This window comes from Mycobacterium lentiflavum, from assembly GCF_022374895.2.
Taxonomy (GTDB): domain Bacteria; phylum Actinomycetota; class Actinomycetes; order Mycobacteriales; family Mycobacteriaceae; genus Mycobacterium; species Mycobacterium lentiflavum.
This window is the reverse complement of sequence record NZ_CP092423.2, coordinates 2,394,024-2,420,314: the sequence shown is the minus strand read 5'-3', so window position 1 is coordinate 2,420,314 and position 26,291 is coordinate 2,394,024. Positions and strand designations below refer to the sequence as shown.

General features: G+C 64.7%; 20 protein-coding genes. 3 read left to right on the top strand and 17 right to left on the bottom strand.

Annotation, left to right across the window (positions count from 1 at the left end; genetic code table 11):
• Positions 1-15 precede the first annotated feature (15 nt).
• From MJO58_RS11620 to rfbF, 4 genes are read right to left on the bottom strand one after another with little or no spacing between them, the layout of a single operon-like run.
• Entirely contained in the window at positions 16-1,239 is a 1,224-nt protein-coding gene (locus MJO58_RS11620) for a class I SAM-dependent methyltransferase (protein WP_259608756.1), read from the bottom strand.
• Complete coding sequence (locus MJO58_RS11615) at positions 1,236-1,787, bottom strand: dTDP-4-dehydrorhamnose 3,5-epimerase family protein (protein ID WP_090601620.1); 552 nt, start codon at positions 1,785-1,787, stop codon at positions 1,236-1,238. The genes MJO58_RS11620 and MJO58_RS11615 overlap by 4 nt, the downstream gene beginning before the upstream one ends.
• Positions 1,784-2,899 carry a CDP-glucose 4,6-dehydratase gene (gene rfbG / locus MJO58_RS11610; RefSeq protein WP_239722904.1) on the bottom strand — a complete coding sequence of 372 codons (1,116 nt, stop codon included), beginning with the start codon at positions 2,897-2,899 and terminating at the stop codon, positions 1,784-1,786. Before rfbG ends, MJO58_RS11615 begins: the two co-directional genes overlap by 4 nt.
• Positions 2,860-3,633 (bottom strand): glucose-1-phosphate cytidylyltransferase, encoded by a 774-nt coding sequence (gene rfbF, locus MJO58_RS11605; RefSeq protein ID WP_090601619.1) that lies wholly within the window; start codon positions 3,631-3,633, stop codon positions 2,860-2,862. Before rfbF ends, rfbG begins: the two co-directional genes overlap by 40 nt.
• Positions 3,634-4,103: 470 nt before the next feature.
• Between rfbF and MJO58_RS11600 the strand changes: the two genes are divergently transcribed.
• Positions 4,104-5,105 carry a glycosyltransferase gene (locus MJO58_RS11600; RefSeq protein WP_239722903.1) on the top strand — a complete coding sequence of 334 codons (1,002 nt, stop codon included), beginning with the start codon at positions 4,104-4,106 and terminating at the stop codon, positions 5,103-5,105.
• 3 nt (positions 5,106-5,108) lie between these two features.
• The gene (locus MJO58_RS11595; RefSeq protein ID WP_090601618.1) at positions 5,109-6,026 is read left to right on the top strand and encodes an NAD-dependent epimerase/dehydratase family protein; all 918 of its coding nucleotides are present in this window, start codon (positions 5,109-5,111) and stop codon (positions 6,024-6,026) included.
• 7 nt (positions 6,027-6,033) lie between these two features.
• On the opposite strand, the gene MJO58_RS11590 is transcribed toward MJO58_RS11595, so the two are convergent.
• The gene (locus MJO58_RS11590) at positions 6,034-8,184 is read right to left on the bottom strand and encodes an acyltransferase family protein (protein WP_239723240.1); all 2,151 of its coding nucleotides are present in this window, start codon (positions 8,182-8,184) and stop codon (positions 6,034-6,036) included.
• A 314-nt stretch (positions 8,185-8,498) separates the two neighbouring features.
• Here MJO58_RS11590 and MJO58_RS11585 point away from each other — a divergent pair, with 314 nt between their 5' ends.
• On the top strand, positions 8,499-9,773 hold the full coding sequence (locus MJO58_RS11585) for a glycosyltransferase (RefSeq protein WP_239722902.1): 1,275 nt from the start codon (positions 8,499-8,501) through the stop codon (positions 9,771-9,773).
• Positions 9,774-9,778: 5 nt separating this feature from the next.
• On the opposite strand, the gene MJO58_RS11580 is transcribed toward MJO58_RS11585, so the two are convergent.
• From MJO58_RS11580 to mutA, 12 genes are all read right to left on the bottom strand, one after another.
• The gene (locus tag MJO58_RS11580) at positions 9,779-10,567 is read right to left on the bottom strand and encodes a class I SAM-dependent methyltransferase (RefSeq protein ID WP_090601616.1); all 789 of its coding nucleotides are present in this window, start codon (positions 10,565-10,567) and stop codon (positions 9,779-9,781) included.
• 185 nt (positions 10,568-10,752) lie between these two features.
• The gene (locus MJO58_RS11575; RefSeq protein WP_090601615.1) at positions 10,753-11,559 is read right to left on the bottom strand and encodes a TylF/MycF/NovP-related O-methyltransferase; all 807 of its coding nucleotides are present in this window, start codon (positions 11,557-11,559) and stop codon (positions 10,753-10,755) included.
• 242 nt (positions 11,560-11,801) lie between these two features.
• Entirely contained in the window at positions 11,802-13,079 is a 1,278-nt protein-coding gene (locus tag MJO58_RS11570) for a glycosyltransferase (RefSeq protein ID WP_239722901.1), read from the bottom strand.
• A 306-nt stretch (positions 13,080-13,385) separates the two neighbouring features.
• The gene (locus MJO58_RS11565) at positions 13,386-14,654 is read right to left on the bottom strand and encodes a glycosyltransferase (RefSeq protein WP_239722900.1); all 1,269 of its coding nucleotides are present in this window, start codon (positions 14,652-14,654) and stop codon (positions 13,386-13,388) included.
• 31 nt (positions 14,655-14,685) lie between these two features.
• Complete coding sequence (locus MJO58_RS11560; RefSeq protein WP_420845341.1) at positions 14,686-15,504, bottom strand: TylF/MycF/NovP-related O-methyltransferase; 819 nt, start codon at positions 15,502-15,504, stop codon at positions 14,686-14,688.
• A gap of 162 nt (positions 15,505-15,666) precedes the next feature.
• The gene (locus MJO58_RS11555) at positions 15,667-16,767 is read right to left on the bottom strand and encodes a class I SAM-dependent methyltransferase (RefSeq protein ID WP_244890073.1); all 1,101 of its coding nucleotides are present in this window, start codon (positions 16,765-16,767) and stop codon (positions 15,667-15,669) included.
• Positions 16,768-16,993: 226 nt separating this feature from the next.
• Positions 16,994-18,115: an NAD-dependent epimerase/dehydratase family protein gene (locus tag MJO58_RS11550; RefSeq protein ID WP_239723238.1), complete on the bottom strand. Its 1,122-nt coding sequence runs from the start codon at positions 18,113-18,115 to the stop codon at positions 16,994-16,996.
• 220 nt (positions 18,116-18,335) lie between these two features.
• A complete protein-coding gene (locus tag MJO58_RS11545) occupies positions 18,336-19,334 on the bottom strand; it encodes a sulfotransferase family protein (protein ID WP_434086342.1) in 999 nt (332 codons plus the stop codon).
• Between the two features lie 298 nt (positions 19,335-19,632).
• Positions 19,633-20,919 carry an esterase/beta-lactamase LipL gene (gene lipL / locus MJO58_RS11540; RefSeq protein WP_090601610.1) on the bottom strand — a complete coding sequence of 429 codons (1,287 nt, stop codon included), beginning with the start codon at positions 20,917-20,919 and terminating at the stop codon, positions 19,633-19,635.
• Between the two features lie 63 nt (positions 20,920-20,982).
• Positions 20,983-21,981, bottom strand: a complete 999-nt coding sequence (meaB, locus tag MJO58_RS11535) for a methylmalonyl Co-A mutase-associated GTPase MeaB (protein WP_090601609.1) — start codon at positions 21,979-21,981, stop codon at positions 20,983-20,985.
• The gene (gene scpA / locus MJO58_RS11530) at positions 21,982-24,243 is read right to left on the bottom strand and encodes a methylmalonyl-CoA mutase (RefSeq protein ID WP_239722899.1); all 2,262 of its coding nucleotides are present in this window, start codon (positions 24,241-24,243) and stop codon (positions 21,982-21,984) included.
• Between the two features lie 4 nt (positions 24,244-24,247).
• Positions 24,248-26,119 carry a methylmalonyl-CoA mutase small subunit gene (mutA, locus tag MJO58_RS11525; protein WP_239722897.1) on the bottom strand — a complete coding sequence of 624 codons (1,872 nt, stop codon included), beginning with the start codon at positions 26,117-26,119 and terminating at the stop codon, positions 24,248-24,250.
• Positions 26,120-26,291: the final 172 nt, after the last annotated feature.

Below are 26,291 nucleotides of genomic sequence, written 5' to 3'. Positions count from 1 at the left end.
AACCCCTGCTGGGCTTCACAGGAAGCTCAATTCAGGAACCGCTATCACAAAACTCGCGCCTTTCTCGGCAAGATCCTTCAACTGCGTCCGTACTTCGTGGGCGATGTTCCTGGGCAAAATCACCACGTAGTCTGGCGAATTTTCCCACAGCGCCTCGGGTGCGCGGATTGGAATATGGCTTCCCGGCAGGAATTTCCCCTGTTTCGATGGTGCGGCGTCACATACGTACGGCAGCAGGTCCGGCCTGACACCCGCGTAGTTCAGCAGGGTGTTACCTTTGGCGGCCGCTCCGTAGGCCGCCACGCGCCGGCCGGCACGCTTCTGCTCGATCAGGAAGGTCAGCAGGTCGTCCTTGACCCGGTCGGCGCGGTTCTGGAATTCGGTGTAGGTCTCCAGCCGGGTCACCCCGAACGCGTCCTCACGTGCGAGCAGCGCGTCGACGCGGTCGGTGGTGGCGATCGCCGCATCGGCGTGGCAGCCATACACCCGCAGGCTGTTGCCGTGCGTTGGCAGCTCCTCGACATCCCACACGCGCAGGCCGGCTTCGGCGAAGATGCGGGCCACCGTGGTGAGGGACAGGTATGAGAAGTGTTCGTGGTAGATCGTGTCGAACTGGGTCTGTTCGATCAACGGGACAAGATGCGGAAATTCCAGTGTGACAGTGCCTTCGGGCTTCAGTGCGGCCGTCAATCCGCGGGTGAAGTCGTTGATGTCGGGCACGTGAGCATACACATTGTTGCCCGCGATCAGATCCGCCGACCGTCCTTCATCCGCCAGCCGGCGCCCTAGGTCTTCGCCGAAGAATTCCCGCATGACCGGGATGCCCAACGCCTCGGCGGCCACGGCCGTGCTCGCCGTCGGCTCGATCCCTAGGCATGGAATGCCTTCTGCCACAAAGTTTTTGAGCAGATAGCCATCGTTGGAAGCGACTTCGATGACGAAACTCTCGGGCCCAAGCTGCAGCCGGTCGGTGATCATGCGCGCGTAGCCGGCCGCATGTTCGAGCCAGCTGCTCGAGGTGCTGGAGAAGTAGGCGTAGTCGGCGCTGAAGAGTTTCTCCGCCTGGGCGTAGTCCTCGGTCTGCACCAACCAACACTGGTGGCACACCTTCACCCGCAGCGGATAGTGCACCTCCGGATTGGACAGTTCCTCGGCATAGACGTAGGCGTTCGAAGGGGGCGCAAAGCCGAGGTCCACAAAGCTGTGCTCCAATGCCATGCCGCAGTGTCGGCATTTCATACGGCGACTCCGGTGAAATCGGCACCCAACAGCGGATGGGAAAGGTCACGAGATGAAAGGTCCTGTGGCGGCAATGGCCACGCGATGTCTAGCCGCGGGTCGTCGTGCCGTAGCCCTCCCTCGGCTGGCGGGTGATAGAACGCGGTGTGCAGATAGAGCAACTCGCTCTCGGGCTCCAAGACCTGGAAGCCGTGCGCGAAACCTTCTGGGATGACTAACATTTGCGCGTCGTCCTGTGCGAGTTCCTGGGCGTGCCAGTGCAAGAACGTGCTGGAGCCCGCGCGCAGGTCGACCGCGACGTCCCAGACCCGCCCGCGAAGGCAGCGGATCATCTTCATTTCCGCGTGCGGCGGGTATTGGAAGTGCATGCCGCGCACGGCCCCGACGCTACTGGTTCGGGAGTGATTGATCTGCACGACGTGGCGCTGACCCAGCACGGGCTGAAGTTCCTCGGCGCAGAAAAGGCGAGTGAACGCACCGCGTTGGTCCCGGTGCGGCACCGAGTGCGCAATCTTCAGATCGGCCAGCGGGGTGTCAAGGATTTTCATGCTGTCGCCCAACCCAATCCGGCGCTGGCCGCATCGGCGATGTAGGCCCTCAGTTCGTCGGTGCTCGGCAGTTCACCCGATTCCATCAGGAGTCGATACCAGTCGGCCGTGCGGTGGATCGCCTTTTCAAGCTTCCAGACGGGGCGCCAGCCCAACTGCATCCTCGCCTTGGCGCTGTCCAGTTGCAGCAATCCCGCCTCGTGCGGCTGGGGATCGGATGTCACCTGCCACCGAAGCTGCGGCCAGGTGTGAGCAAGGTCCTGGAGGACCTGCTCGACGGTCCGATTTGCGTCACCGTCCGGGCCAAAGTTCCACGCGCCTGCGCAGGCATCGTCACCGGCGAGGAGCCGCTGACCTAGCAGCAGATAGCCGCTGAGGCAATCCAATACGTGCTGCCAGGGTCGCGTCGCCTGGGGCGAGCGAATCACGAGTGGCTCGCCGACGGCGACCGAACGCACCAGGTCTGGAATGAGTCGGTCCTCGGACCAGTCACCACCGCCAATTACGTTGCCGCCCCGGGCGGTTGCGAGCAGCGGAGCCGACGGCTGTTGCAGAAACGCGGTCCGATAGCTCGCGGCCACCAACTCGGCGCCGGCCTTGGACGCGCTGTAGGGGTCGTGGCCCCCGAGGCGGTCTCGTTCCCGGTAGGCCCAAGGCCATTCGCGGTTTTCGTAGCACTTGTCGGTCGTGACGACGACGATGGCACGCACGTCCGGAGCATGGCGGGCCGCCTCGAGTACGTGCGCGGTGCCCATCACATTCGTGGCCCAGGTGGTGATCGGCTCGTGGTAGGAGCGACGGACCAAAGGCTGTGCCGCCAAATGGAATACGATCTCGGGCTGTGCAGCGGCGAAGACCGCGCCGACGGCCGCTTCGTCGCGGATGTCGACGCGGTGGTCTTGGATCGCCAACTTCAACAGGTCCCAGTGGCTGGGCTCGGACGGCGGATCCAACGCCAACCCGGTGACCTCGGCGCCCAGCGATTGCAGCCACAGACATAGCCAGCTGCCCTTGAAGCCCGTGTGACCGGTGACCAACACCCGGCGCCCGCGATAAGCCGAGTCGAAGGCGTTCAATTCCAGCATTTCCACGGCGCTTCGCCGCTGCTCCACAGATCCTCGAGCATATTCTTTTCCCGGAGCGTGTCCATGGGTTGCCAGAAACCGGAATGTTCGAACGCCATCATTTGGCCGTCGGCGGCCAGCCGAGTCAGCGGTACGCTTTCCCACGAGGTCTGGTCGCCGTCGATGTAATCGAGCACCGCGGGCGAAAGGACGAAGAATCCGCCGTTGATCAAGCCACCGTCGCCACGTGGCTTCTCGGCAAAGCCGGTGACGACGTCGCCCTTACATTCGAGAGCCCCATAACGTCCCGGGGGAAGCACCGCGGTAACCGTGGCGTGCCGACCGTGCTGTCGATGGAATTCGATGCTCGCACCAATATTCACGTCGCTGAGGCCGTCACCGTAGGTGAAGCAGAACGCCTCGTCATCGCGGATGTAGCTCGCTACCCGCTTCAGGCGGCCGCCCGTCATGGTGTCCTCACCAGTGTCGACCAGCGTTACGCGCCAGGGTTCCGCATGACGCCGATGCACTTCCATTTTGTTGGCCGACATATCAAAAGTGACGTCGGACATGTGCAGGAAATAGTTGGCGAAATACTCCTTGATGACGTAGCCCTTATAGCCACAGCAAACGACGAATTCATGAATACCGTGGTGCGAGTACAGCTTCATGATGTGCCAGAGGATCGGTCGGCCGCCGATCTCCACCATCGGTTTGGGGCGGACCGTGGTTTCCTCGCTCAGGCGAGTGCCCAGACCGCCGGCCAGCAGAACGGCTTTCATCGGGGCCGCCCTGGTGTGGAATTTCCTGAAAGCGGACGAATGCGGAAAAGGGATCCCAACCGCTGCCCGAACACCGGAGCCGTGACCAGGGACACGCGGTGAGCGTACACCGGCGACGGCCCTCGCGATGGCCTGGGCCGGAGCATAACGGCCGGTCGCGGCGGCCTCGTTGTCCGACGATGCACCGTCGCGGTTCGGCGTTCTGTCGTTACAGGCATTTCAGCTCAGCCAAGTTTTCGGTCCCCGTTTCGGGCATTGCGGTTCGACACGTGCCCACCCTTCTCGATACCCGCGCGCTCAGCTTCGCGGCAAATTACCCGACATCACCGCACCCTGTCCAAGAGTTGGCGTCTTCGGAAGTCCCGGCGCTGTTCTCGGCGGCTGACATGCACAAAATCGGAGTTGGCGTCACTTGGTCGGTACGCCATCGGTACAGTTACTCCCCGGACCGTCCGTTCGGGAGGCAATGGGTGACTGACGACCGTCAATCGGCCCGTGTGGATTCGATCAGCGTTGTGATCCCCGTCTACAGCGGAGCTGTGACTTTGCCCGATGTGGTGAAGGAGCTCGAGGAGCTACGTTCGCCCCAGAAAACACCGACCGGCCGGCAATTCCGCGTCGACGAGGTGCTCCTGGTGTGGGACCGGGGCATTCGCGGCAGCGAAGAAGCCGTGCGCGAGCTGGCCGAGCGCGACGAATGGGTCCGCCCAGTTTGGTTGTCCCGCAACTTCGGCCAGCATCCCGCCACCCTCGCCGGCATGACGTCGTCGGGCGGTGACTGGATCGTCACGATGGACGAGGACGGCCAACACGATCCGGCGTACATCGGCGAATTTCTCGACATCGCCTACCGCGATCGCACCCAGCTCGTGTACGCCTCCCCGACGAACCGGCCACCGCACGGCGTTTTTCGCAACGCGGCGTCCTGGCTGACGAAGTGGATATTCCTGCACATCCTGGTGGCCGCCGACGGGGTGAGGGCCTTCAACAGTTATCGATTGATCCTCGGCGAGGCCGGGCGCAGTGTCGCGGCGTACGCCGGCGCGGGGGTGTTTCTGGACGTAGCGCTGTCGTGGGTGGTTGCGAACCCCTCGACCTGTCCAGTGGCGATGCGCCAAGAAGGGCGGCCCGCCAGTGCGTACACCCTGCGTCGTCTCGTCTCGCATTTCTGGCGGCTCGTCATCTCATCGGGGACCCGGCCGCTGCGCTTCGTCTCCACGATGGGCATTGTGTTGGCACTACTCGGTTTCGGCGTGGCGATCTACAGCGCGATCCAGAAAGCGGTCGGGGACATCAGCGTCGAGGGGTGGACATCGGTATTCGTGGCGGTGCTCGTCGTCGGCGGAGCCATCCTGTTCGCGCTGGGAATCATCGCCGAATACATCGCCGCGTCGGCCAGCATGGCGATGGGTCGGCCGGTGTACGTCGTGGTACGTGATCCCGCTGAGGTATTCGACAGCCCGGTGGAGTGACGGGTGCTTACCTGGATCGTCGGCCGCGGCGGCCTGCTTGGCAGCGCCGTATCGCGGGCCGTGGGTTCGACGTACGTCGAACACCCGGTGCCATGGCAGGATCACGCCGCCGCGACCGATGTGCTGGACGCCGAACTCGAGCGGTTCACTCATGCGGCCGGAGACGACCGTTGGTCGATTATCTGGGCCGCCGGTAGCGGCGTAATCGGTTCCACGACAGAGACACTCGCGGCCGAGACGCGCATCCTGACTCACCTGGTCACCCGGCTGCGCGACGCGCGGCCAGCCGGTCGGGGCGCGTTCTTTCTGTCGTCCTCGGCCGGAGGCATCTACGCCGGATCGGCTCGCCCACCGTTCAGTGAGTCCACCACGCCACGGCCGCTAAGTCCGTACGGCGAGACAAAACTCGCTCAGGAAGAGATGCTGCGGGCGACGCTCGGCGGCTGCCTGCCCGTCGTCATCGGCCGGTTCTCCAATCTCGCCGGGCCCGGTCAGAACCTCACCAAGCAGCAGGGTCTGGTCAGCCAGCTCTGCCGAGCCGCGGTCACGCGTCAATCGCTGAACGTTTTCGTACCGATGGAGACACTCCGCGACTACCTCTACGTCGACGATGCCGCCGCGATGGTGCGCATGCTGGTCGAGAACGCCGTGCAGAATCAGCCGTCGACACCGGTGCTGCGCAACATCGCGTCGCGGCGACCCGTGTCCGTCTGCACCGTCATGCGGACGGTGCAGCAGGTCGCCCACCGTAGCGTTCGGATCGCACTCGGGTCCAGCCCGTCCTCTCGTTATCACGTGCGGGACCTGCGGGTTTGCACAGACTTCCCGCACGAGTTCCAGGCCGTGGCGATCACGCCGTTTCCCGTCACGGTCAAGCGCGTGTACGACGATGTGCTACGGCAACACGCGGTTCCCACCTAACGCCCGGTCATCCCGAAGCTAGCGTTCGGTCGGCCAGCAGGCCCATCACCGGCGCCAGCAGCCGGGAGTATTCGTACGTCAAGTGCACCCTGTCCAGGTACACCAGGGCGTTGCCCACGATCACCGGGCAGCGGTCACCGGCGCAGAACAACCGGGTGACGTCGACGTATTGCCCCCCACCAACATTCGTGGCGACCGCCTCGGCCGCAATGCCAGCTTCGTTGACCGCAACCGACCGTCGCGGTGAACACGCCAGCACGTCGTCGAGGTGCCCGGAAAGACACGCCGGCACAGCTGACTGCGGATCCGGAATCGGCCCGAGGACCAGCACGTTCGCGCCGGTGCCGCGTAGTTGCTGCATCAGCCGGCTCAGGCCGGCGATCCACGCCGGGTCGTAGGACGTAAAACCCTGGTTGAGATAGGCGCGTGACATCCCCAGCACGATCAGTCGCGGATGCTCGGCCTGTAACCGGGTGATCACCTGCTCCCGCCACCGCTCACACTCGGTGTACTCCCGGCGAAGGTGCGGCGTAGTCAACGGCAGATCGACCAGTGCGCAGCCGACCTTGTCCATGCTCTCCAACCGCCAGTGCCGCCGCGCGGCGACCCACTCGAACGCCGGGTTCCACATCGCGGCATTCGAATCGCCGACCAACGCCACCGTCGTCTTCGATGCGGTGTCGCCGGACGCGCACTCCGGCAGATCGACTTGGAAGAAATCGCGCATGCAGCCGTGGACGTACATCCGGGGTTCTTCTGCGGCCGCATCGGCAAGGGGGGGTTCAAGATTCGACGGCACGGCGTTCAGGTTGGCCGACGCCGCGACCGCCGCCTGCACCTGCTCGAGCGCATAGTTCACCGCCGCGTTGTAACCGTCGAAGCCCTGGATCGCGGAGCGAGATGGCTCGCTGACAGTCAGCGTTGGAGCCGCCGGACCGGGGCCAACGGGGATGGGCACGAACATCAGCAGCACCATTCCCACACAAACCGCTACCGCGGTGGCCGCGCCCCCGACCGCCAAGCTGCGGCCGGGCGAGCTGTTCACCGCGGTGGAGAGCCGGACCGGGTTCTCGATGTAGTGCAGCGTCAGTACGGCCAAGCCGGCGGAGATCACGACGGTCACCAGCCTGCCCGTCAGCCCCAGCGGATGACCCAGCAACGGCACCGCAAGCAGCAGCACGGGCCAGTGCCATAGATACCACGAGTACGACACCCGGCCGATCGCTCGCATCGGCGCCAACGACAGCGCCCGCCCGGCTCCCCGGTCAGGTGCCGCACACCCCGCGCCAATGACCAGCGCGGTCCCAAGAACGGGCACCAGCGTGGCGATACCCGGATACTGCGTGGAGGAGCTCAGCCGGACACAGGTCAACACGACCGCGCCCAGGCCAAGCCAACCGGCAGCCGCAGCTAACCGTGGCGACAGGCGGCTCCACTGTCCCGCCGTGAGAGCCACCAGGCCGCCGGCGGCCAACTCCCACGCGCGGCTGGGCATCAAGAAGAACCCGGCGGGAGGCCACATGCGGGTAATCACCAGCGCCGCCGCAAACGACGCCGCACCGATCAGCACCAGGATGATCAGGTACGGGATCTTCGACGACGGACCGGTGGCGCCAGCGCGTCGGCGCGTGCGGCGGATCACCCAAGCCGCACCGAGGATGATCGCCGGCCAGACCAGATAGACCTGCTCCTCCACGCCCAGCGACCAATAGTGCAGGAAAGGCGACGCACTGTCGGTAGCGGAAAAGTAATCGGTGGCCTCGAGAAAGAACCAGCAATTTCCGACGTACAGCGCGCTGGTGATCCCGTCGAGCAGGACGGGCCGGATCGCCAACGGGGGCAACAGCAGGAACGCGGCAATCGCGGTGATCACCCCCACCGTGGCCGACGCCGGCAGCAATCTACGGGCGCGCGCCCCGTAAAAGCGGCGCAACCGGATGGTCCCAGCCGTGCTCACCTCGCGCCAAAGCAGCCCGGTGATAAGGAAACCCGAGATGACAAAGAAGACATCCACGCCGATGAAGCCACCACCGACTCCGGGCACACCGGCATGAAAGAGGACAACTCCCAACACCGCGACGGCGCGCAGGCCTTCGATGTCCGGGCGGAACTTCGCGTGCGCCGGGCGCGCGCCCGCGCCGGCGGTAGGTTTAGGCAGCGTTGATGCGGCGTTTTGGAAGTGAATTCTATTCTCGGCCTGCTGCGATGCATTCGTGACCGACGGGTCCGACAAGGAGTGAATCCCTTCGTGCTCCCCCGTCTACCGCGTACTCATTCCGGCCGCCAAAACCAAGACGAACAGCAGAACACCAACACCTTACTCGAATTCGTCCGATAGGTAGCGCATTAACAAATACATCACCGATGTACCTACGCATACGACAACCGCGGATGTCGGATCGGTACCGGATCATTCCCGCCACCGATACCCGGAGCGCGCCGGCGCACGGCATCTGAAAGGCTGGCATCCTGATGAAATTCGTGCTGGCTAGCTACGGAACACGCGGCGATATCGAGCCGTCCGCCGCCGTCGGTCGCGAACTGCAGCGCCGAGGGCACGACGTGGCCCTGGCGGTCCCGCCGGGGCTGGTGGACTTCACCGAGACGGCGGGGCTGCGGGCCGTGTCTTACGGGCCGCCCATCGAAGATTTCCTGGACGAGGATTTCCTGCGCAACATGTGGACGGATTTCTTTCGCAGCGCCTGGACGATCAGCGGCCCGATCAACACGGTGCGCAAAGTCTGGGAGCCCATCATCGTGCACTGGGCCCAGGTGAGTACGACGCTGATGTCGCTGGCCCACGGGGCCGACCTGGTGTCCACCGGCATCAATTTCGAGCAGGCCGCCGCCAATGTGGCCGAGCATTACGACATTCCGTTGGTCACCCTGCATCACTTCCCGATGCGGGCCAACGGCCAACTGGTCCCGACCGTGCCGGCGCCGCTGGTCCGCTCCTCGATGACCGCGATCGAATGGCTGTTTTGGCGCGCGACGAAGAAGGTCGAGGACGAGCAGCGCCGCGCACTGGGGCTGCCGAACGCGACGGCTCGCTCACAGCGACGCATCGCCGACCGGGGAGCCCTGGAAATCCAGGGCTACGACGAGGTGTGCTATCCAGGGCTCGCCGCCGAGTGGGCGAAATGGGACGGCCGCAGACCCTTTGTCGGTGCGCTGACAATGGAATTGGCCACGGACGCCGACGAAGGGGTCACGTCGTGGATCGCCGCGGGAACGCCCCCGATCTGCTTCAGCTCGGGCAGCATCCCGGTCGAATCTCCGACCGAACTGGTGGAGATGATCGGCACGACGTGCGCGCAGTTGGGTGAGCGAGCCTTGGTGTGCTTCGGCGGCACCGACTTCACCGACGTGCCGCATCCCGACCACGTCAAGCTGGTGGGCCCGGTGAACTACGCCACGATTTTCCCGGCCTGCCGCGCAGTGGTCCACCACGGTGGCTCGGGAACCACGGCCGCGAGCATGCGCGCCGGGATTCCCACGCTGATCCTGTGGAGCTCGGCCGATCAGCCGTACTGGGGCGCGCAGGTGAAACGGCTGAAGGTCGGCGCTGCTCGGCGCTTTTCGTCGGCCACGCGAGAAACGCTGATCGCGGATCTGCGCGAGATTCTGGCCCCGCAATACGCCACCCGCGCCCGCGAACTCGCGAGCCGAATGACCAAACCCGCCGAAAGCATCGGCCGCGCTGCCGATCTCCTAGAGGGTGCCGCCCGCAGAGATACGTCCGTCTAAGCGGGTCACTGCACCGGCTTGAGCAGCAAGCCCTGACCGGTGGGCAGCGCACAGATCACCACACCGAATTCGGCGGCCAAGGCATCCATCGCAGCACGCTGCTCGTCGCGCCCCCGATTGGCGTAGTCGTCGAGGAGCACTACGGCACCCGGCGTGAGCCGTGGCCAAAAATGGCGCAGGGCCGCGACTTCGGGTGGCGCACAGTTCATGTCGATGTGCAGGTAGGCCACCGTCTGCGCCTCGACCTCGTCGAGGGTTTCCGGCACCGCACCGACGATGATGCGCTGGTTTTTCCACTGGGCGAAATTGGCGCGGACGCCCTCGACTCCGCTGACGTACATCCCGTTGCGCAGCTTCAACTGGCTTCGCTCATACTCGCCGGATTCGCGTTCCGCCTCGGTGACGAACCGCGAATCGATTCCGGCGAAGGTGTCGAGCAGATAGAACGTTTTGCCCAGGCTGTCCCAGTCGAGGTACTCCATGATGGCGCTGCTCAAGAACCCGTAGCTGACGCCACACTCGACGAAATCGCCGTCCAGCCGGCTCGCGGTCTTTGCCGCCCACAACCCCACATGCACCCGCCACTGCCACTGATACCAGTCCTGGTCGGGGAGCGCACGCGCGCCACGTTTGTAGGCACGCTGGAACGCGGGGTCGTCCAGAAACGCGTCGTTGTGGAAGCTGATCAGGCCGTCGCTTGCGTACACGTCGGGCAGCACCTTGCGCGCGAGCCAATACTCACCGCGCACCCACCACATCAGGAAGCGAGTCTTAACGTCTAGACCGTTTGCCACGGCGGCAACGATAGCATTGGCGCGAACCGGGTCTCCGGCGAATGGGATGGGTTCACCGCCAACTTAGTTGACCGATCGCGCTGCGCCAGATAACGCAAACGCGTTCTCGGACATGGGTTTACGGCGAACGGCGATTGCCGTCCGTGCGTTGGGAAACCGGATTCAGACCTAGGGCCGTGTGGTGGTCATGGCTTGCGCCACAGCACACCGGTGCCGTCGATTTCCTCGATTTCGGCGGTTATATGGTGCTTCTCGCGGTAGTCAGTCACCGCTTGCTCACACGCTTTCAGAGCGTGGTAGTCGTCGATGATGCAGTAACCACCCGACGACAGGCGTGGGTAGAGCGCATCGAGGCCCTGAATCGTCGATTCATAGAGATCGCCGTCGAGCCGCAGCACCGCAATCTGTTCAATCGGAGCATCGGCGAGCGTGTCCTTGAACCAGCCGGGGACAAAACCGACCTGCTCGTCCAGCAACCCGTAGCGCTCGAAATTCGCCTTGACCTGCTCCTGCGAGACTCCAAGGATGCTCGCATGCCGATGCAGCTTAATCCCTTTATCGGCTTGGTAATTCGCCGTATCCGGCGGAGGTACGCCGGCGAACGAATCACATAGCCACACCTTGCGCGTCCGGTCTCCGTAAGCCGAGAGAACCGCGCGCATCAAAATCGAAGCGCCGCCACGCCATACGCCACACTCGACCAGATCACCGGGAACACCCTCGTTGAGCACCGTCTCGACACACTTCTGCAAGCTGGTGAGTCGCTGCATGCCGATCATCGTCAACGCGTCCGCCGGCCAATCCAGGCCCCGGTCCCGCGCATACGCGTTGAACGGATATTTACGCACCAGCATAAAGTTGCGGGCGTTGAAAATCGGCCGCCCCAGCCGGTACCACCCGACCGGCACCAACTCATCCTGACCATATCGGGTGAGGTCACGACGGAGCAGGTCAAGGTACGCAGACCGCGCGTCGGTATCAGTCACGGTCAAAACGGCCCTCTCCTCGCATACGACTACTCCCAATCATGGAGCCTAGACGCCCTTCGACGTCACCAAAGCGTTCCACGGTTTTCCGTCAACTCCCCAGCTCGACAAGTCCCGATCCCCGACAAGGCTCAAGACCGTACCAACCCCAACAGCATGTTAACTGAGTACCCCGCAGCAAACCTCCGAATCGAGGCGCTGGCGTGCGGCTTGGGCCGACTACGCGACCGCGCCGGCGCTCCCGCCGATCACGCGAAACGTCCCGAGTAGGCGAAACTTTCCAGCAGATCCGCGGCGCGGGTGACACTGTCCTCGGCCGACGTCATCCGGGTTGCCAGCGCCCGCGCTTTGACCGCGCATTCCGGAGTGAGGATCTCTCGCAGATCCTCGATCAACGTTTCTTTGGTGGTGACCGAAAACTTCCGGGCCGCACCAACTTTCAGGCGTTTGAGGTGGCCACCCCAGAACGGCTGATCGCCTGCCGTCCAGAGGATCAGCGTGGGGATCCCGGCGCGCAGGCCGGCGGCCGTGGTGCCCGAGCCGCCATGGTGTACCACCGCACGGCAGCTAGGGAAGACTTTCGCGTAATTCACCGCACCGACCACCTTGACGTGCTCGAAATGCGGCACCTCGCTGAAGTCGGCCCAACCGGCGCAGATCAACGCCCGCTCGCCCAATTGCTCGCAGGCCGCGGCGATCATTTCGACCGTGTCGGTCGGGGTTTCGCTGACCGGCATGCTGCCAAAGCCGAAAACGATGGGCGGTGTTCCCGCGTTGGCCCACGCCGCGACCTCGTCGTCGATGTCCGTCGTCAACCCCATCGTCAGCGCGCCGACAAACGGGCGTCGCTCGCCCCATTTCGCCCATTCGGAGGCCAGCCCGGGGAAGCACACCTCGTCGTAGGCCTGTAGTTCCAGTGATCCGCGCTGGGCAATCCGCTTCGGAGACGCGCAGGTGGTTTTCGGCAGGCCGAGCTTGCGCCGCTGGGCGTCCTCTGCCTTCTTGTTCATCCGCCAGACCATCCAGTCGTACGCGGCCATACCGGTGCGTACCAGCGGTGCCGGCAGGTTTGGGATGAGCTGCCCGTTGGGCCGCATCGGGATGTAATGCAGCACTGCCAAAGGGATGTCGTAGTACTCCGCGACGTTAGTCGCGAGGTCCTGGTACAGCTGGCCAGTGAAGAGCACGTCGGCGCCGGCGGTCAGCGCCGTCAGGGTCTCGCTCATATCCGTCCAGGACCGCAGCACGGGCTCCCAGGCTTCGCGCACCAGGTCGATCGGACCCTTGATGGTCCAGAACGTGCGGCGGAACCTCGACCAGAAGTTGCGCAGGAACTCGTCGTCCCAGAACGCCTGCATGTCTGGTCCATAGGCGACCGCGTCGAGGCCGGCCGTCTCAGCCAGGCCAAGGAGATTGGGCGGGATGGCCATGCGAACTTCGTGGCCCCTGCGTAACAGTTCGCGCCCAGCAGCCAGCGAGGGCTCGACATCCCCCCGGGTTCCATAACATGCCAGAGCAAATTTCATCGCGAGGCTAGACCTATCACTTCCCGTCGACCTAGGCAAGCCCAGGCGAGCGCGTTTACTCCTGGTTCACATCGGCTTTTGGCTGTCCCGATCAGCCGCAAATTCGCCGTCGCCGCGAACGCGTCAGCGTTCTTCTTTAATGTGCTCGGGCCGACCATCAGACATCGTGATCGGAAGGCTAATGGTGGTCGGCAAACTTGATATTCAGAGACGTCCCGCGGCGGATGTGAGCGCAGCGAACAACCTCTGGCGAATTGAGCATGACGCGGGCGATTGATTCCGCGCAATTCGCGGCTCCATTCGGGATTAGGCAAGGTGCTTCGCGCGGGCAAAGTTTTCCACCAGATCGGCGGCGGCACTGACGCTGTCGGCGGGTTTGGTCATCCGGGTGGCAAGCTCGCGGGCTCTCGTCGCGTAATCCGGGTCGAGGATCCGGCGCAGATCCGCGACCAGCGATTCGCGGTTGGTGCTCGAGAAACGCCGGGTGGTCCCCACTTTGAGTTTCTTGAGCTGGGACCCCCAGATCGTTTGGTTGGGGTCCATCGAGAGAATCAAGGTGGGAACGCCCGCCCGCATGCTTGCTGCAGTGGTGCCCGAGCCGCCGTGGTGCACGACGGCGCGGCAGGCGGGAAAGACCTTCGCGTAGTTCACCGCGCCCACCACCTTGACGTGGTCGGGAAGCGTGACGCCACTGAAGTCACTCCAGCCGGCGCACACTAGTGCCCGCTCCCCCAACTCCGCGCAGGCCGAACTGATCATCTCGATCGTGTCGGCCGGAGATTCCACCGCCATGCTGCCGAAACCAAAGCAGATGGGCGGTGTGCCCGCCGCGATCCAGGACACCACCTCCTCGTCGACCTCAGTCGTCAGCTCCATCGTCAGCGTGCCGACGAACGGGCGATGGCCGTCCCACTTCGCCCATTCGTCTGCCAGCCCGGGAAAGCACGCCTCGTCGTACGCCTGGATTTCCAGGGATTGGCGTCTGGCGATGCGCCCCGGCGAAGGGCCGGTCGCCTTCGGCAGGCCGAGTTCACGGCGCTGCGCGTCCTCGACCTTCTTGTTCAGCCGCCAGCAGAACCAATCGAACGCAGTCATCGAGTAGCGGGCCAGCGCTGCCGGCAGGAACGAGACGACCTGGCCGTTGGGCCGCATCGGGACGTGATGCAACGTGACCAACGGAAGGTCGTAATACTCCGCGACATTGGCGGCGGTTTCCTGGTAACTCAACCCGGCGAACAGCAGGTCGGCACCTTCGGCCAGCGACACCAGCGTGGTGTTCATCTTGGCCCAGCACTCGTCGCTGAACTCCCACATTTCGTGCCACAGTCGTCTCAGCCGCCGGACCCGCCAGAACCTGCTGAAGAAGGACGTCCACAGGTCGCGGTACACGTCCAGCCAGGTCCGCGTGTCCAGCCCGTAGGCGACCGCGGGAAGACCGGCCGCCTCGACGAATTCCATCAGGTCAGGCGCGACGGCCATCTGCACGTCGTGGCCTCTGCGCTGCAGTTCGCGTGCGACAACGAGGGAGGGCTCGACATCGCCTCGAGTTCCGTAATTTGCCAGCACGAATTTCATTGCGAACTCCGGCCTTTAGGTTCGTGTGGCGTTATGGCTTACGCCAGAGCACGCCGGTGCCGTCGATTTCTTCGATCTTGGCGGCGATCCCATGCTTCGCGCGGTAGTCGGCCACGGCCTGCTCGCACGCTTTCAGGGCGTGGTAGTCGTCGATGATGCAATAGCCGCCGGACGACAAGCGTGGGTAAAGGGCGTCGAGGGCCTGGATCGTGGATTCGTAGAGATCGCCGTCGAGCCGCAAGACCGCAATCTGCTCGACCGGAGCGTCGGCCAACGTGTCCTTGAACCAGCCGGGGATGAAGCGGACCTGGTCATCGAGCAACCCGTAACGCTCGAAATTCGACCTGACTTCCGCCTCCGGAACGCCCAGGATCTTCGCGTGGCGGTGCAGCTTAATCCCTTTATCGGCCTTGTAATTCGCGGTGTCCGGGGGCGGTACACCGGCGAACGAATCGGCCAGCCACACCGTGCGCGTCCGATCGCCGTAAGCCGAAAGAACCGCACGCATCAAGATTGAAGCGCCACCACGCCATACGCCGCACTCGACCAGATCGCCGGGGACCCCGTCGGCCAGCACCGTCTCGACGCAGTGCTGCAGACTGGTCAGCCGCTGCATTCCGATCATCGTCAAGGCATCCGTCGGCCAATCCAGGCCCAAGTCACGCGCATGCTTGTCGAACGGATACTTACGCACCAGCATGAAATTGCGGCTATTGAATACCGGCCGGCCCAAGCGATACCACCCCACCGGCACCAGCTGATCCTGACCATATCTGGTGAGGTCACGGCGGAGCAGGTCGAGATAAGCCGATCGCGAATCGCATTCAGTCGCGGTCAAATCTGCCCCCAATGTCCCATCCTCTAACTCCCATGTGTGAACCGGTTGTTCAGCCTAGTGGCCGACCGAGGTCGGCAACGCGTTTCGCGGTTTTCCCTCAAGCGACTTCGCGTCCGCGCGCCAGCTGACCCGCCCCCGCAGCGTGTGGGAGTCTACCGTCGATCGCCGGCCAAACTAGCGCGTCTGCTCGAGCTTGCCCAGACCGGTGATCTCGAGACTGACCGACTTGCGCGACCCGGCCGCGCCGAGCAGGAAAATCATGTCGCTTATCGGAGCGCCCAACCAAAATCGCCAGAACGGCTTTCGTAAGAACTTCACCGCGAAGCTGCCCTCGCCGATCAGCCAATACACCGGAATCGCGACCATACGGTAGAAGATGCGTTTCCAACGGGCGGTGACCATCTCGAGATTCATCTCCATCATCTCGAGACCCCAGGCCCGGTATTGCCATTCCAGCCCGTAGCGAGACTGAAACTCGAAGAACGCCCGCATTTCGCCGTTGGTGACGAGGTACTCGTCGAACACCAGGATCGACCCCGGAACGAAGTGTTCCTTGCACGTCTCCAATGCATGCAGGCAACTCTCGTAGGTGTCCAGGTCCATGTGAAACAGCCTGATCGGCGCATTTGGCCGGTCGGCCAAAAATGGCGCGAGCGTGTCGTAGGTGCTGCCCTTGATGAACTGGACTTTCCGGCCGAGGGCGTCGGGCAGGCCGTCGTGGAAACTGACGCCGGTATCTTGCATGAATCGTTGCGCGAACGGATCCGACAAGGAGAACGTTCCGCGCTTGACGACATGGTCCTCGAGTTTCCAGTCCTCGACGAGACCCTCAAAGCTGTCGAAACCGTAGACCATCCGGTCGCTGGCATCGGATATCAGCCTCGTCGACCAACCGATCCAAACGCCGAGGTCGAGGATCAGTTCGTCGGAATCGCCCAGGGACGGCCCGGCCAGGCTCGATGCTTCCGACAACAATGTGTGATTTCGAATTCGGCGCCGTCGCAAATCTGACATGGTCTGGCGAATGAAATCACGGTAGCCGTCGTCATAAATCCTGGTGTCACGGGCATACAAATTGGGAATGTAGCGATCTCGTCCCGGATAAAGAATGCGTGCGCCTACCAGCAACACCAGGACTGCGGCGATCGGGATGAGGAGAGCCGGCACGTAGAAGCACGCCGCAGCTACGACAAGCGCAGTGCCAATGAGCACCGCTTGCCACAGACGATGAACTGCCGCCCGCTCCACTTGCGGCCTGTCAGCTACGACGCCCACCGGTTCACCTCCCTGTTCTGGCTAGACTAAGGCGAATCGCTCCAAGTTATTGAATGAACCACACGATTGCTCATAAGTCACCACGAGCCGTGCAGCGAACCCGACATCGCTAGCCCAAACCACCCGACGGGCCTGACCTTTGACCCGCGGCGGGATCGGCGCCAACGACCGAGTGCGGTGCGTGCCCCCGTCGCTACCAACCACGCCGTATGACGTGTGGGTTCCGCTAATTCCGCCCGGCATGTTCCGCTACCGAGCGGTGGGCATCGACGGTGTGATCGGTTGCCGCGGAAGAAGATTCGCGTTGCTGGCCGATCCATTCCAGGAGCTTTTGCAAACCGTCGTCGAGCGACCATTTCGGGCGCCAATCCAGTGCCTCTTTCGCGGGCCCGACGTCGCAGCTCGCGGCACGAACATCGCCATCGCGGAATTTCGATACGATGACCGGTTCGGGAGCCCCGCAAACGACGCTAATCGTTTGTGCCAGCTCATGAATCGTCGTCGGGGTACCTGATCCGACGTCAAGGCAGCGCGGCTCGGCCGCGGGTTGCTGCACCGCCGCGAACAGCGCGTCGATAACGTCGTCGATGTACACGAAATCGCGCACAATTCGACCGTCTTCGTAGACCTCCAGCGAATGACGCTCGCGGGCCAATCGCGCGAAGAGAGCGACTATTCCGGTGTACGAATTGGTCAACGACTGGCCCGGCCCATAAACGTTCTGCAGGCGCAGCACACTGACATTCGTGTCGTGTGCGGCGGCCCAGGCCGCCAACGTGTGCTCCTGGGCGAGTTTGGTCGCGGCGTAGACATTGGTGGGTCGAGGCTCGGTTCGGCCCGCGCAGCTGGGCAGCGGCACCGCGGCTTCACCCGTCGGGCTTTGCGGATCCCAGATGCCCGCCACCAATTGCGCGTGGCTGCGCGGCCGCGGATAGAAGATGTGCCCGCCGGTCTGCCAAGCGCCCTCGCCGTAGACGGCCCGTGATGACGCCAGCACCAGCTGATCGGGCACGAATCCCGAGCGGCTCAAGCCGTCCAGAAGCTGGGTGGTGCCCACTACGTTGACCGAACCATGCCGCGTCGCCTCAGAGAGCGACTGCGCTGTGCCCGTCTCGGCGGCCAGATGGACGATCTGGGAAGGCCGGAACAACCGCAGCACGGCATCCCAGTCGGGCGCGTGGGTGACGTCGCCGGTGAACAACCGCACCGCTGCCGGCAAGTCGATCGCCTGACCAGGGGCGTGCACCTGTGGATGCAGGACATCCATCACCGCGACGTCGTAACCGGCCTTGACGAGACGGCGCGACAGCGCAGACCCGATAAATCCAGCTCCACCGGTGATAAGCACGGATTGTGACAAGAGCCAAAGTCTCCCGTTCGTCAATGGGTCTGGTCGATCATATCGAGCAGCGCCCTCGCGCTAGTGGCATTTCCGATATAGGTCCGCAGCTACCACGCACCCGACAGCGGATGTGGTGCCGGATCGACGGGTTTAGACTGCTCGTTCCGGATTATGAACAGCTTCGTTATGCCTGCGGGACAAGCTTTTTCGGCAGTCTGGCAAACCGCTAGGCCCAGGTCCCCCGGCGCCCGTGGGCCATCGCGACAAGCTCCATCATCGGCATCGCGATCGACGGCCGCAGGAACCGGTAGAGGGCTTTCTTGGAGAGAGTGCGGAAATCCTCGAAGGCCGTGCACAACTGATCGCTCGCGCGATACGAATCGAAAATGCTGTCGAGCGCGGCGGTGTCCAGCGGCTCGTCGTGCGCGGCGTCGCACAACGTGTTATGGACCGTGGAAATCCAATCCGCGCCGCCGAGCCCCTTCACGCATCCGGACTGGCGCTGACGCCGCAGATCAGGAGTGAGGAACTCCTCGATTGCGTCCTCTCGCTGCGTGTTCAGATCGATGTCGAGTGTGGTGGCGATCCGCTTTACTTCCCGGCGCCAGTTGTCGAGGAAGTCGGTGTAGTCAACGAACACGCGCGGCAGGCCGCGCGTGTAGCGCTCTGCCAGCAGGCTGTATTTCAACCACAGGGCACCCGAGAGCTCGCGCGAGACTTGCCAGGTCGCGGCCACCGACGAGATGACCTCCAGCGGGTGGCGGACCGCGATGACGGCCCCTACGTCGAAACCGGCCCGTCGCGCGGCTTCAAACCACAGCGGGGACAGCGTGGTTATCCGGGGTTCCTTGATCACCAGCACCGGTGCGACGGGCAGCTGGGCCAGATAGGCCTCGATCTGGCCGATGCAGGCGGCTCGCTCGTCGGCGTCGAGCGCGTCGCCGTCCACGGAGCGCAGTGACGGATCGAACCAGGCGGTGTGGTGGCGATACAGAATGGTTTCGTTGATGGCGATGGCCTTGCGCGGTTCCCAGTAACCGCGCGGATTGCCCGCGTCGGCGCCCAGCATCCCGGCAGGCAGCACACCACCGGAGAGGGAAAGAACGCGGGTAATTGCCGACGTGCCGGATCGTTGCGGCCCCAGTACGAAAAGGACGACCCTGCGATGTGCGCTCTTGGGCTGGGGATTGCCCTTGGCCCGGCCGTCCGTCGCCGTCACGAACACGACTCCAAACCGGATGCGGAGGCCGCCCTACGTCGGTCGATCTGGCCCGCGGGCCAGACGTGCGGCGCCCCCACCCCGTGTATCGAGCCGCAACATCGACTTCCGATCACTACCGGAGCTAATTTACGCGACTGCGGGAAAATCGGCCCTCGGGCGGCGATTGCGTAGGGGTGTGTACGCACGGAAAGCCTCTCACTCGGCCCCCTACCTCGTGGTTTGTTGGCTGGTAACCGGGTGTTCACCATCGAGGATTGACCGATTCTACCGCCGCACCCGAATTTGCGCGGGGGAACGCAGGTCAGCCGACGGCGGCGTCGGGTTCGCTGAACGGCGCCCCGAACTCGGTGACCGGCCGGAAACCACGCTTGCGGGCCTTGCCGACCCCCACCCGGAGCAAATTGCCCAGCGTGGCCACGCCAGAGTGATCGAGCACCAGGAAGGGCGACAGCAGCCGGTTGTGCACGAAAGCGAATGCCAGCCCCGACGCGGGGTCGGCCCAGCCGAACGATCCGCCCATTCCGACATGCCCGAAGCCCGGCATCACATTGCCGAACGGCACGGTGTGATAGCCGAGGTGGAATGACAAGGGCACCATGATGTTTCGGTCCCGCTTCAGGCTGCGCCGTCCGGTCAGCCCGGCGACGATCTCCGGCGACAAGAAGCGCGTGCCGTCGATCTCACCGTTGTTGGCGATGGCGCCGTACATCCGCGCCAATCCGCGAGCCGTCGCCACCCCGTTGGCTGCCGGCATCTCGGCGTCCAGCAATGGAATCTCGCCCTGCACGGCAGCCATGACGCCGCGAAAGTACAACGAGCGGAATCCACCCGACAGTTCGGTTGCTACTTTGCGCGCCGCGTAGCCGATGACGGGGTTGCCGATGACGTTCTGCGGCATGATGATCTCCGCAACCTTGGTCGGCGCGCCGGCGGGTGGGCGCCCCAGGTGCATGCCATCGGTGCCCAGCGGCTCGGCCAGTTCCTCGCGGATCAGCGTGCGCATACCCTTGCCGGTCACGGCCCGGGCCAAGCCCGACATCAGCCAGCCGAAGGTCAGGGCGTGGTAAGCCGGTTTGCCCAGCAACCGTCCGGGCGGCGCCGCCGCCAGCCGCTCTTCCATCACCCGGTGATCCAGCAGGTCGTCCTGGGTGGCGCCACGCAATCCCGACAGACCGCCGCGGTGTCTCATCACCTCGCGGACGGTGAGGGTGGACTTCCCGTTGGCCGCGAACTCACGCCAGTACTCGGCGACGGGCGCTTCGTAGTCGATCAGCCCCCGATCGGCGAGCCGGTGGATGACCGTCGCGGCCATCCCCTTGGTGGCGGAGAAAACCATTGGAGCCCGGTCGGCCGTCCAGGGCACTTTGCCCGCCCGGTCCGACCAGCCCGTCCATACGTCAACAACCGGTTGGCCATCGAGGTAGACCGCCAGCGCTCCACCGCCGAAGCGGCGACCGGGGAACAGGCTCGAAAAGCCGCGTACAACGCAGGAGAAGTTTGGGTCCACCGCACCGAACACGCGATGACCTGCGTCAGGGACATCGCGGGAGGGGTTCGTGCGGCGATCGACCCCGTTGTCTACCGTCACGATTCCGAATTTACTTCGGATCGGCCCGACGGTGGCACAAACGCGAATTAATTTACCTTTCCGTTAGCGCGACGCTGCGTCCAGTATTTGCTGGGCGGCCATCGCCGGGGTCAGCTCGCCGGCCTTGACTTGCCGCTCCAGATCGGCGCGCATCTTGCGCACCGCCGGGTTGGACAGCACCCGGTCCAGGACCGTGTCGCGGACCATCTGCCAGGTCCAGTCGACTTGCTGCTCGCGCCGACGGGCTTCGAACTCTCCGGCCTCGGTGAGCACCTGGCGGTGACGCTCCACGGTGTCCCACATCTCGGCCAGCCCACTGAGCTCCACCGCGCTCATCGTGAGAACCGGTGGCCGCCATAGGGTTTCGCGTGGATAGATCAGCCTGATCGCCGACGACAGCTCCCGGGCGGCTTTGCGTGCCTCGGACAGATGCTCGCCGTCGGCCTTGTTGACCACGACAATGTCGGCCAGCTCCAGCACGCCCTTTTTGATGCCTTGCAGCTGGTCACCGGTGCGGGCCAAGGTGAGCAGCACGAAGGTGTCGACCATGTTGGCCACGGCCACCTCGGACTGACCCACGCCGACGGTTTCGATCAGGATCACGTCGAAACCGGCCGCCTCCAGGAGGACGACCGTCTCCCGGGTGGCCTTTGCTACGCCACCTAAAGTCCCCGATGTCGGCGACGGCCGGATGTAGGCGTTCGGGTGCGCCGCCAATCGGGACATCCGGGTCTTGTCGCCGAGGATCGAGCCGCCGGTCCGCGTCGAGGACGGATCGACCGCCAGGACCGCCACCCGGTGGCCGCGGTCGATCAGGTGCATACCCAGCGCCTCGATGGTGGTGGACTTTCCGACCCCGGGCACTCCGGTGATGCCCACCCGATGGGCGTTGCCGGAGTCGGGCAGCAATTCCAGCAGCAACTGCTGGGCCCGCTCACGATGGTCGGCACGGGTGGACTCCAGCATCGTGATGGCTCGTGGCAGCGCCGCACGATCACCGCCGCGAATGGCCTCGGCTAACCCTTCGACGGCGTTGTCGGCCTTGCCGGCACTGGTCGCCATCTAGCTGAGGTGGTAGCCCAACCGCTCGGCGAGCTTGTGCAGCAAGCCGATTGCGGCGTCGGCGATCACCGTTCCGGGCGGGAAGATGGCTGCGGCACCCGCCTGGTAAAGCTCGTCGAAGTCGCCGGGCGGGATGACGCCACCCACCACGATCATGATGTCGGGTCGGCCCGCTTCGGCGAGTGCGTCGCGCAGCGCGGGAACCAGGGTCAGGTGTCCGGCGGCCAGCGAGGACACGCCGACGACGTGCACATCGTTGTCGGCGGCCTGGCGTGCCACTTCCTCGGGTGTGGAGAACAGCGATCCGACGTCCACGTCGAATCCGATGTCGGCGAATGCCGTCGCGATCACCTTCTGCCCGCGGTCGTGGCCGTCCTGACCCATCTTGGCCACCAGAATCCTGGGCCGGCGGCCGTCTGCCTCGGCGAATTTCTCGACGAGTTCGGTGGCGTCAGAGAGGGACGTCATGTTTCCGCCTCCCGATGCTTCGTCGCGGTAGACGCCGGCAATCGTACGGATCTCCGCCTGGTGGCGGCCGTACACCTTCTCCAGCGCGTCCGAGATCTCCCCGACCGTGGCCTTCACCCGCGCGGCGTTGATGGCCAGCGCCAGCAGGTTATTGCCCAGCCCGTCTTCGCCGGCGCGGCCGTGCGCGGCGGCAGCCCGGGACAAATCGGCCAGTGCGGCCTCGACAGCCTGCGAATCCCGGTTCGCCCGTAGGTCTTTCAGCTTCGCCAGCTGTTCGGCGCGCACCCGGCTGTTTTCGACCTTGAGGACCTCGACCTCCTGGTCCTCCTCGACCTGATACTTGTTGATCCCGATCACGGGCTGAATCCCCGAGTCAATCCGGGCCTGGGTGCGTGCGGCGGCCTCCTCGATGCGCAGCTTGGGAATGCCGTCGTCGATGGCCTGGGCCATACCGCCGTGCTCGGCGACTTCGGCGATGTGGGCCCGCGCGCGCTGCGCGAGCTGATGGGTCAGCCACTCCACGTAATAGGAGCCGCCCCACGGGTCGATCGGCCGCGTGGTGCCAGACTCCTGCTGCAGCACCAGCTGGGTGTTACGGGCGATCCGCGCGGAGAAGTCGGTGGGCAGCGCCAGCGCCTCGTCGAGCGCGTTGGTGTGCAGCGACTGGGTGTGGCCCTGGGTCGCGGCCATCGCCTCGATACAGGTCCGGGCGACATTGTTGAACGCGTCCTGCGCGGTCAGCGACCAGCCCGAGGTCTGCGAGTGTGTGCGCAGGGAAAGCGATTTCGCGCTCTTGGGGTTGAACTGGCCGACCAGTTCGCTCCACAGCAACCGGCCCGCGCGCAGTTTGGCGACCTCCATGAAGAAGTTCATCCCGATGCCCCAGAAGAAGGACAGCCGCGGCGCGAATTTGTCGATGTCCAGGTCGGCGTCCAGCCCGGCTTTGATGTAGTCCACACCGTCGGCCAGCGTGTAGGCCAGCTCCAAATCCGCTGTGGCACCGGCTTCTTGGATGTGGTAGCCGGAGATGGAGATGGAGTTGAACTTCGGCATCTTGGCGCTGGTGTAGCCGAAGATGTCGGAGATGATGCGCATCGACGGCTTGGGCGGATAGATATAGGTGTTGCGCACCATGAACTCTTTGAGGATGTCGTTCTGGATGGTGCCGGCCAGCTTCTCCGGCGGCACCCCCTGCTCCTCGGCGGCCACCACGTACAGCGCCAGGATCGGCAGCACGGCGCCGTTCATGGTCATCGACACCGACACCGACGACAGGTCGATGCCGTCGAACAGCTGTCGCATGTCCAGGATGGAATCGATTGCCACACCGGCCATTCCGACGTCACCCTGAACGCGGGGATGGTCGGAGTCGTATCCGCGGTGGGTAGCCAGGTCGAAGGCCACCGACAGGCCCTTCTGGCCGGCGGCCAGGTTGCGGCGGTAGAACGCGTTGGACTCGGCAGCGGTGGAGAAGCCGGCGTATTGGCGGATTGTCCACGGCTGGTTGACATACATCGTCGGGTACGGGCCGCGCACGAACGGCGGTTCACCGGGGAAGCTGTTCAACGGGTAGCCGTCGGCCTCTACGGCAGCACGGTCGGCCGCGATGTAAACCGGTTTGACCGCAATGTCTTCCGGCGTATGCCACACCAACTGATCGGGCGTGTACAGGTGCGCCGCCGCGGCCGCGGCGATGTGCTTGTCCACGGCCGCTCCGGTGGGCCGCCGCCCCTCGCGATCACCGTGCAGCGGGATGTCGGCGAAGCTGCCGATCACAGGAGTCGACGTCGTCATCGTATTAGGCCCCCAACCGAGTCAGTAGATCCGAAAGGGCTTGGATCGCATTGATTTTAGCTGTCAGGTACTCGTCGGGCCGGTGCTCGGGATCGGTATCGGCGACCGCTTTTTCCGGTCCCGCCAGGTAGACCCGCGACACTCCGGCGTCGCGGGCCGCGTCGACGATCGCGGCCACCTCCGTCGCGTAACGCTTGTCGGTGCCGCAGATCACCGCCGCGGCGGGCGATCCCGCGTCGGACACCGCCGCGGCGACCCCGGCTGCGTCGAGCGTACCCGGGTTGACCGCCTCGATGCCGCCCGAGGCCAGCAGGTTCGCCGCGAACGTGGTGCGGATGTTGTGCTCGGCCAGCGGGCCCAGTGGAAGCAGGAGCACCTTGGGGCGGGCATCGGTGCGGGCCAGGAAGGCATCCGAGCGGTCGCGCAACGCCTCGAATCCCGCGGCGTAGCGCTGCAAGTTTCCGACGTCGGGTTGGCCGATCGAATCGCTTTGCGGCAGTGCAGGTTCGGCCAAGTTCGGGAATTCGTTGACGCCGGTGATCGCGGTGCGGCGGTGCGCGATGTCGTCGGCACGCCGGGCGGCGACGTCGGCGATCGCCTCGCCAATGTAGTCACGAGCGTCGATGAATCCGCCGCGGCCCTCGATGTCCTGAAAGTGTGCCCACGCGCCCTCGGCAATGCGTTTGGTGAGGTCTTCGACGAACCACGACCCACCGGCGGGGTCCAGCACCCGGCCAACGTGCGACTCCTCCAGCAGCAGCAGCTGGGTGTTGCGCGCGATGCGCCGCGCGAAGCTTCGCGCCGTACCGGGAAAGCCGCCCGGGATTGCGACGTCGAACGGGAAGACGAGCACGGTGTCGACACCGCCGACACCGGCGCCGAAGGCGGCAAGTGTGCAGCGCAGCATGTTCACCCACGGGTCGCGTTGGGTCATCATCGGCAGCGACGTCTCCGCGTGCACGATGGCCCCGCCGGCATCGGGCTCCCCCACGACCTCGGCGACCCGCGCCCACAGTTGGCGCACGGCACGCATTTTGGCGATCGTCATGAACTGGTCGTCGTCGGCGGCCAACCGGAAGCTGATCTGGGCCAGCGCCCGGCGGACCGGCATCCCCGACTCGGTGAGCACCCGAAGATAGGCCACCGCGGCGGCGACACTGGCGGCCAGCTCCCAAGTCGCGTTGGCGCCAAGGTTGTGGAACGCGGGCCCGTCGACGGTGATCGCCCGCACGCCGTGATCGCCGGCCACGCGCGACGCGACCACGACGACGTCGTCGAGCGTCGGCGCGGGGCGTCCGCTGTGCGCCGCGGTCAGCGGGTCGGCGCCCAGGTCTATCGAGAGGGTGGCGCGCTGGTCGGATTCGACCTCGTCCACCAGTGCCAGCAGCGCGTCGGCTGCCGCCGCATACTGTGCGCCTGCCTCGAGGATGATCGGCGCCATGCTCAGGTAGACACCCGCGAGCAGCCCTTCGAGGTCCTGCGGCGCCACGCCGTCCGCCCCGACCCGGAGCAGCAGCGCGCTGGCCCCGTCACCGAGCGCACCCAGCACGGCCGCGTTGGTTTCAGCGGCGGTGGCGCCGGCGGACGGGAACGCCTCGACGACCTTCCAGCCGGACTTGACGTCGCGGCAGGGGTCCGCGCCGCGCAGGTAGGGCCACTCGCCGGGCAGCGGCGGCTCGGGCAGCTCGTCGAACGCGGTGTAAAGCGGACGAACGGCGAACCCGTCGTAGGTCGGACTGTCCAGCAGCTGCTCGGGTTCGCCCCCCAACTCGGCGGGATCCTTGCGGGTGCTCTTGGCGAGCACACCGGCAACCGCGGTGCGCCAGCGCTCGCGAACCTGTTCCAGGTCGGCGAGCTCGGGTACATCAATGGACACCGACTGCTCCTGTTTTCGCAGCTATTGGCAACGTTGCTTGAGGTTGCGGAGGACACGCGACTCGCTAATCAGGCTAATTGATTGCCCCCGCCGCCAAAAAACCGTGCGGTGAATCGGTCGGTCCAGGTCGGTGCCGAAACACCCAAGGCTGAGATACAAGGTATTCATATCC

Bases quoted from the DNA above. Each gene is read 5' to 3' on its own strand.
- MJO58_RS11620 (WP_259608756.1), bottom strand. From the start codon at position 1,239: ATGAAATGCCGACACTGCGGCATGGCATTGGAGCACAGCTTTGTGGAC.
- MJO58_RS11615 (WP_090601620.1), bottom strand. From the start codon at position 1,787: ATGAAAATCCTTGACACCCCGCTGGCCGATCTGAAGATTGCGCACTCG.
- rfbF (WP_090601619.1), bottom strand. From the start codon at position 3,633: ATGAAAGCCGTTCTGCTGGCCGGCGGTCTGGGCACTCGCCTGAGCGAG.
- MJO58_RS11585 (WP_239722902.1), top strand. From the start codon at position 8,499: ATGAAATTCGTGCTGGCTAGCTACGGAACACGCGGCGATATCGAGCCG.
- MJO58_RS11570 (WP_239722901.1), bottom strand. From the start codon at position 13,079: ATGAAATTTGCTCTGGCATGTTATGGAACCCGGGGGGATGTCGAGCCC.
- MJO58_RS11565 (WP_239722900.1), bottom strand. From the start codon at position 14,654: ATGAAATTCGTGCTGGCAAATTACGGAACTCGAGGCGATGTCGAGCCC.
- meaB (WP_090601609.1), bottom strand. From the start codon at position 21,981: ATGGCGACCAGTGCCGGCAAGGCCGACAACGCCGTCGAAGGGTTAGCC.
- scpA (WP_239722899.1), bottom strand. From the start codon at position 24,243: ATGACGACGTCGACTCCTGTGATCGGCAGCTTCGCCGACATCCCGCTG.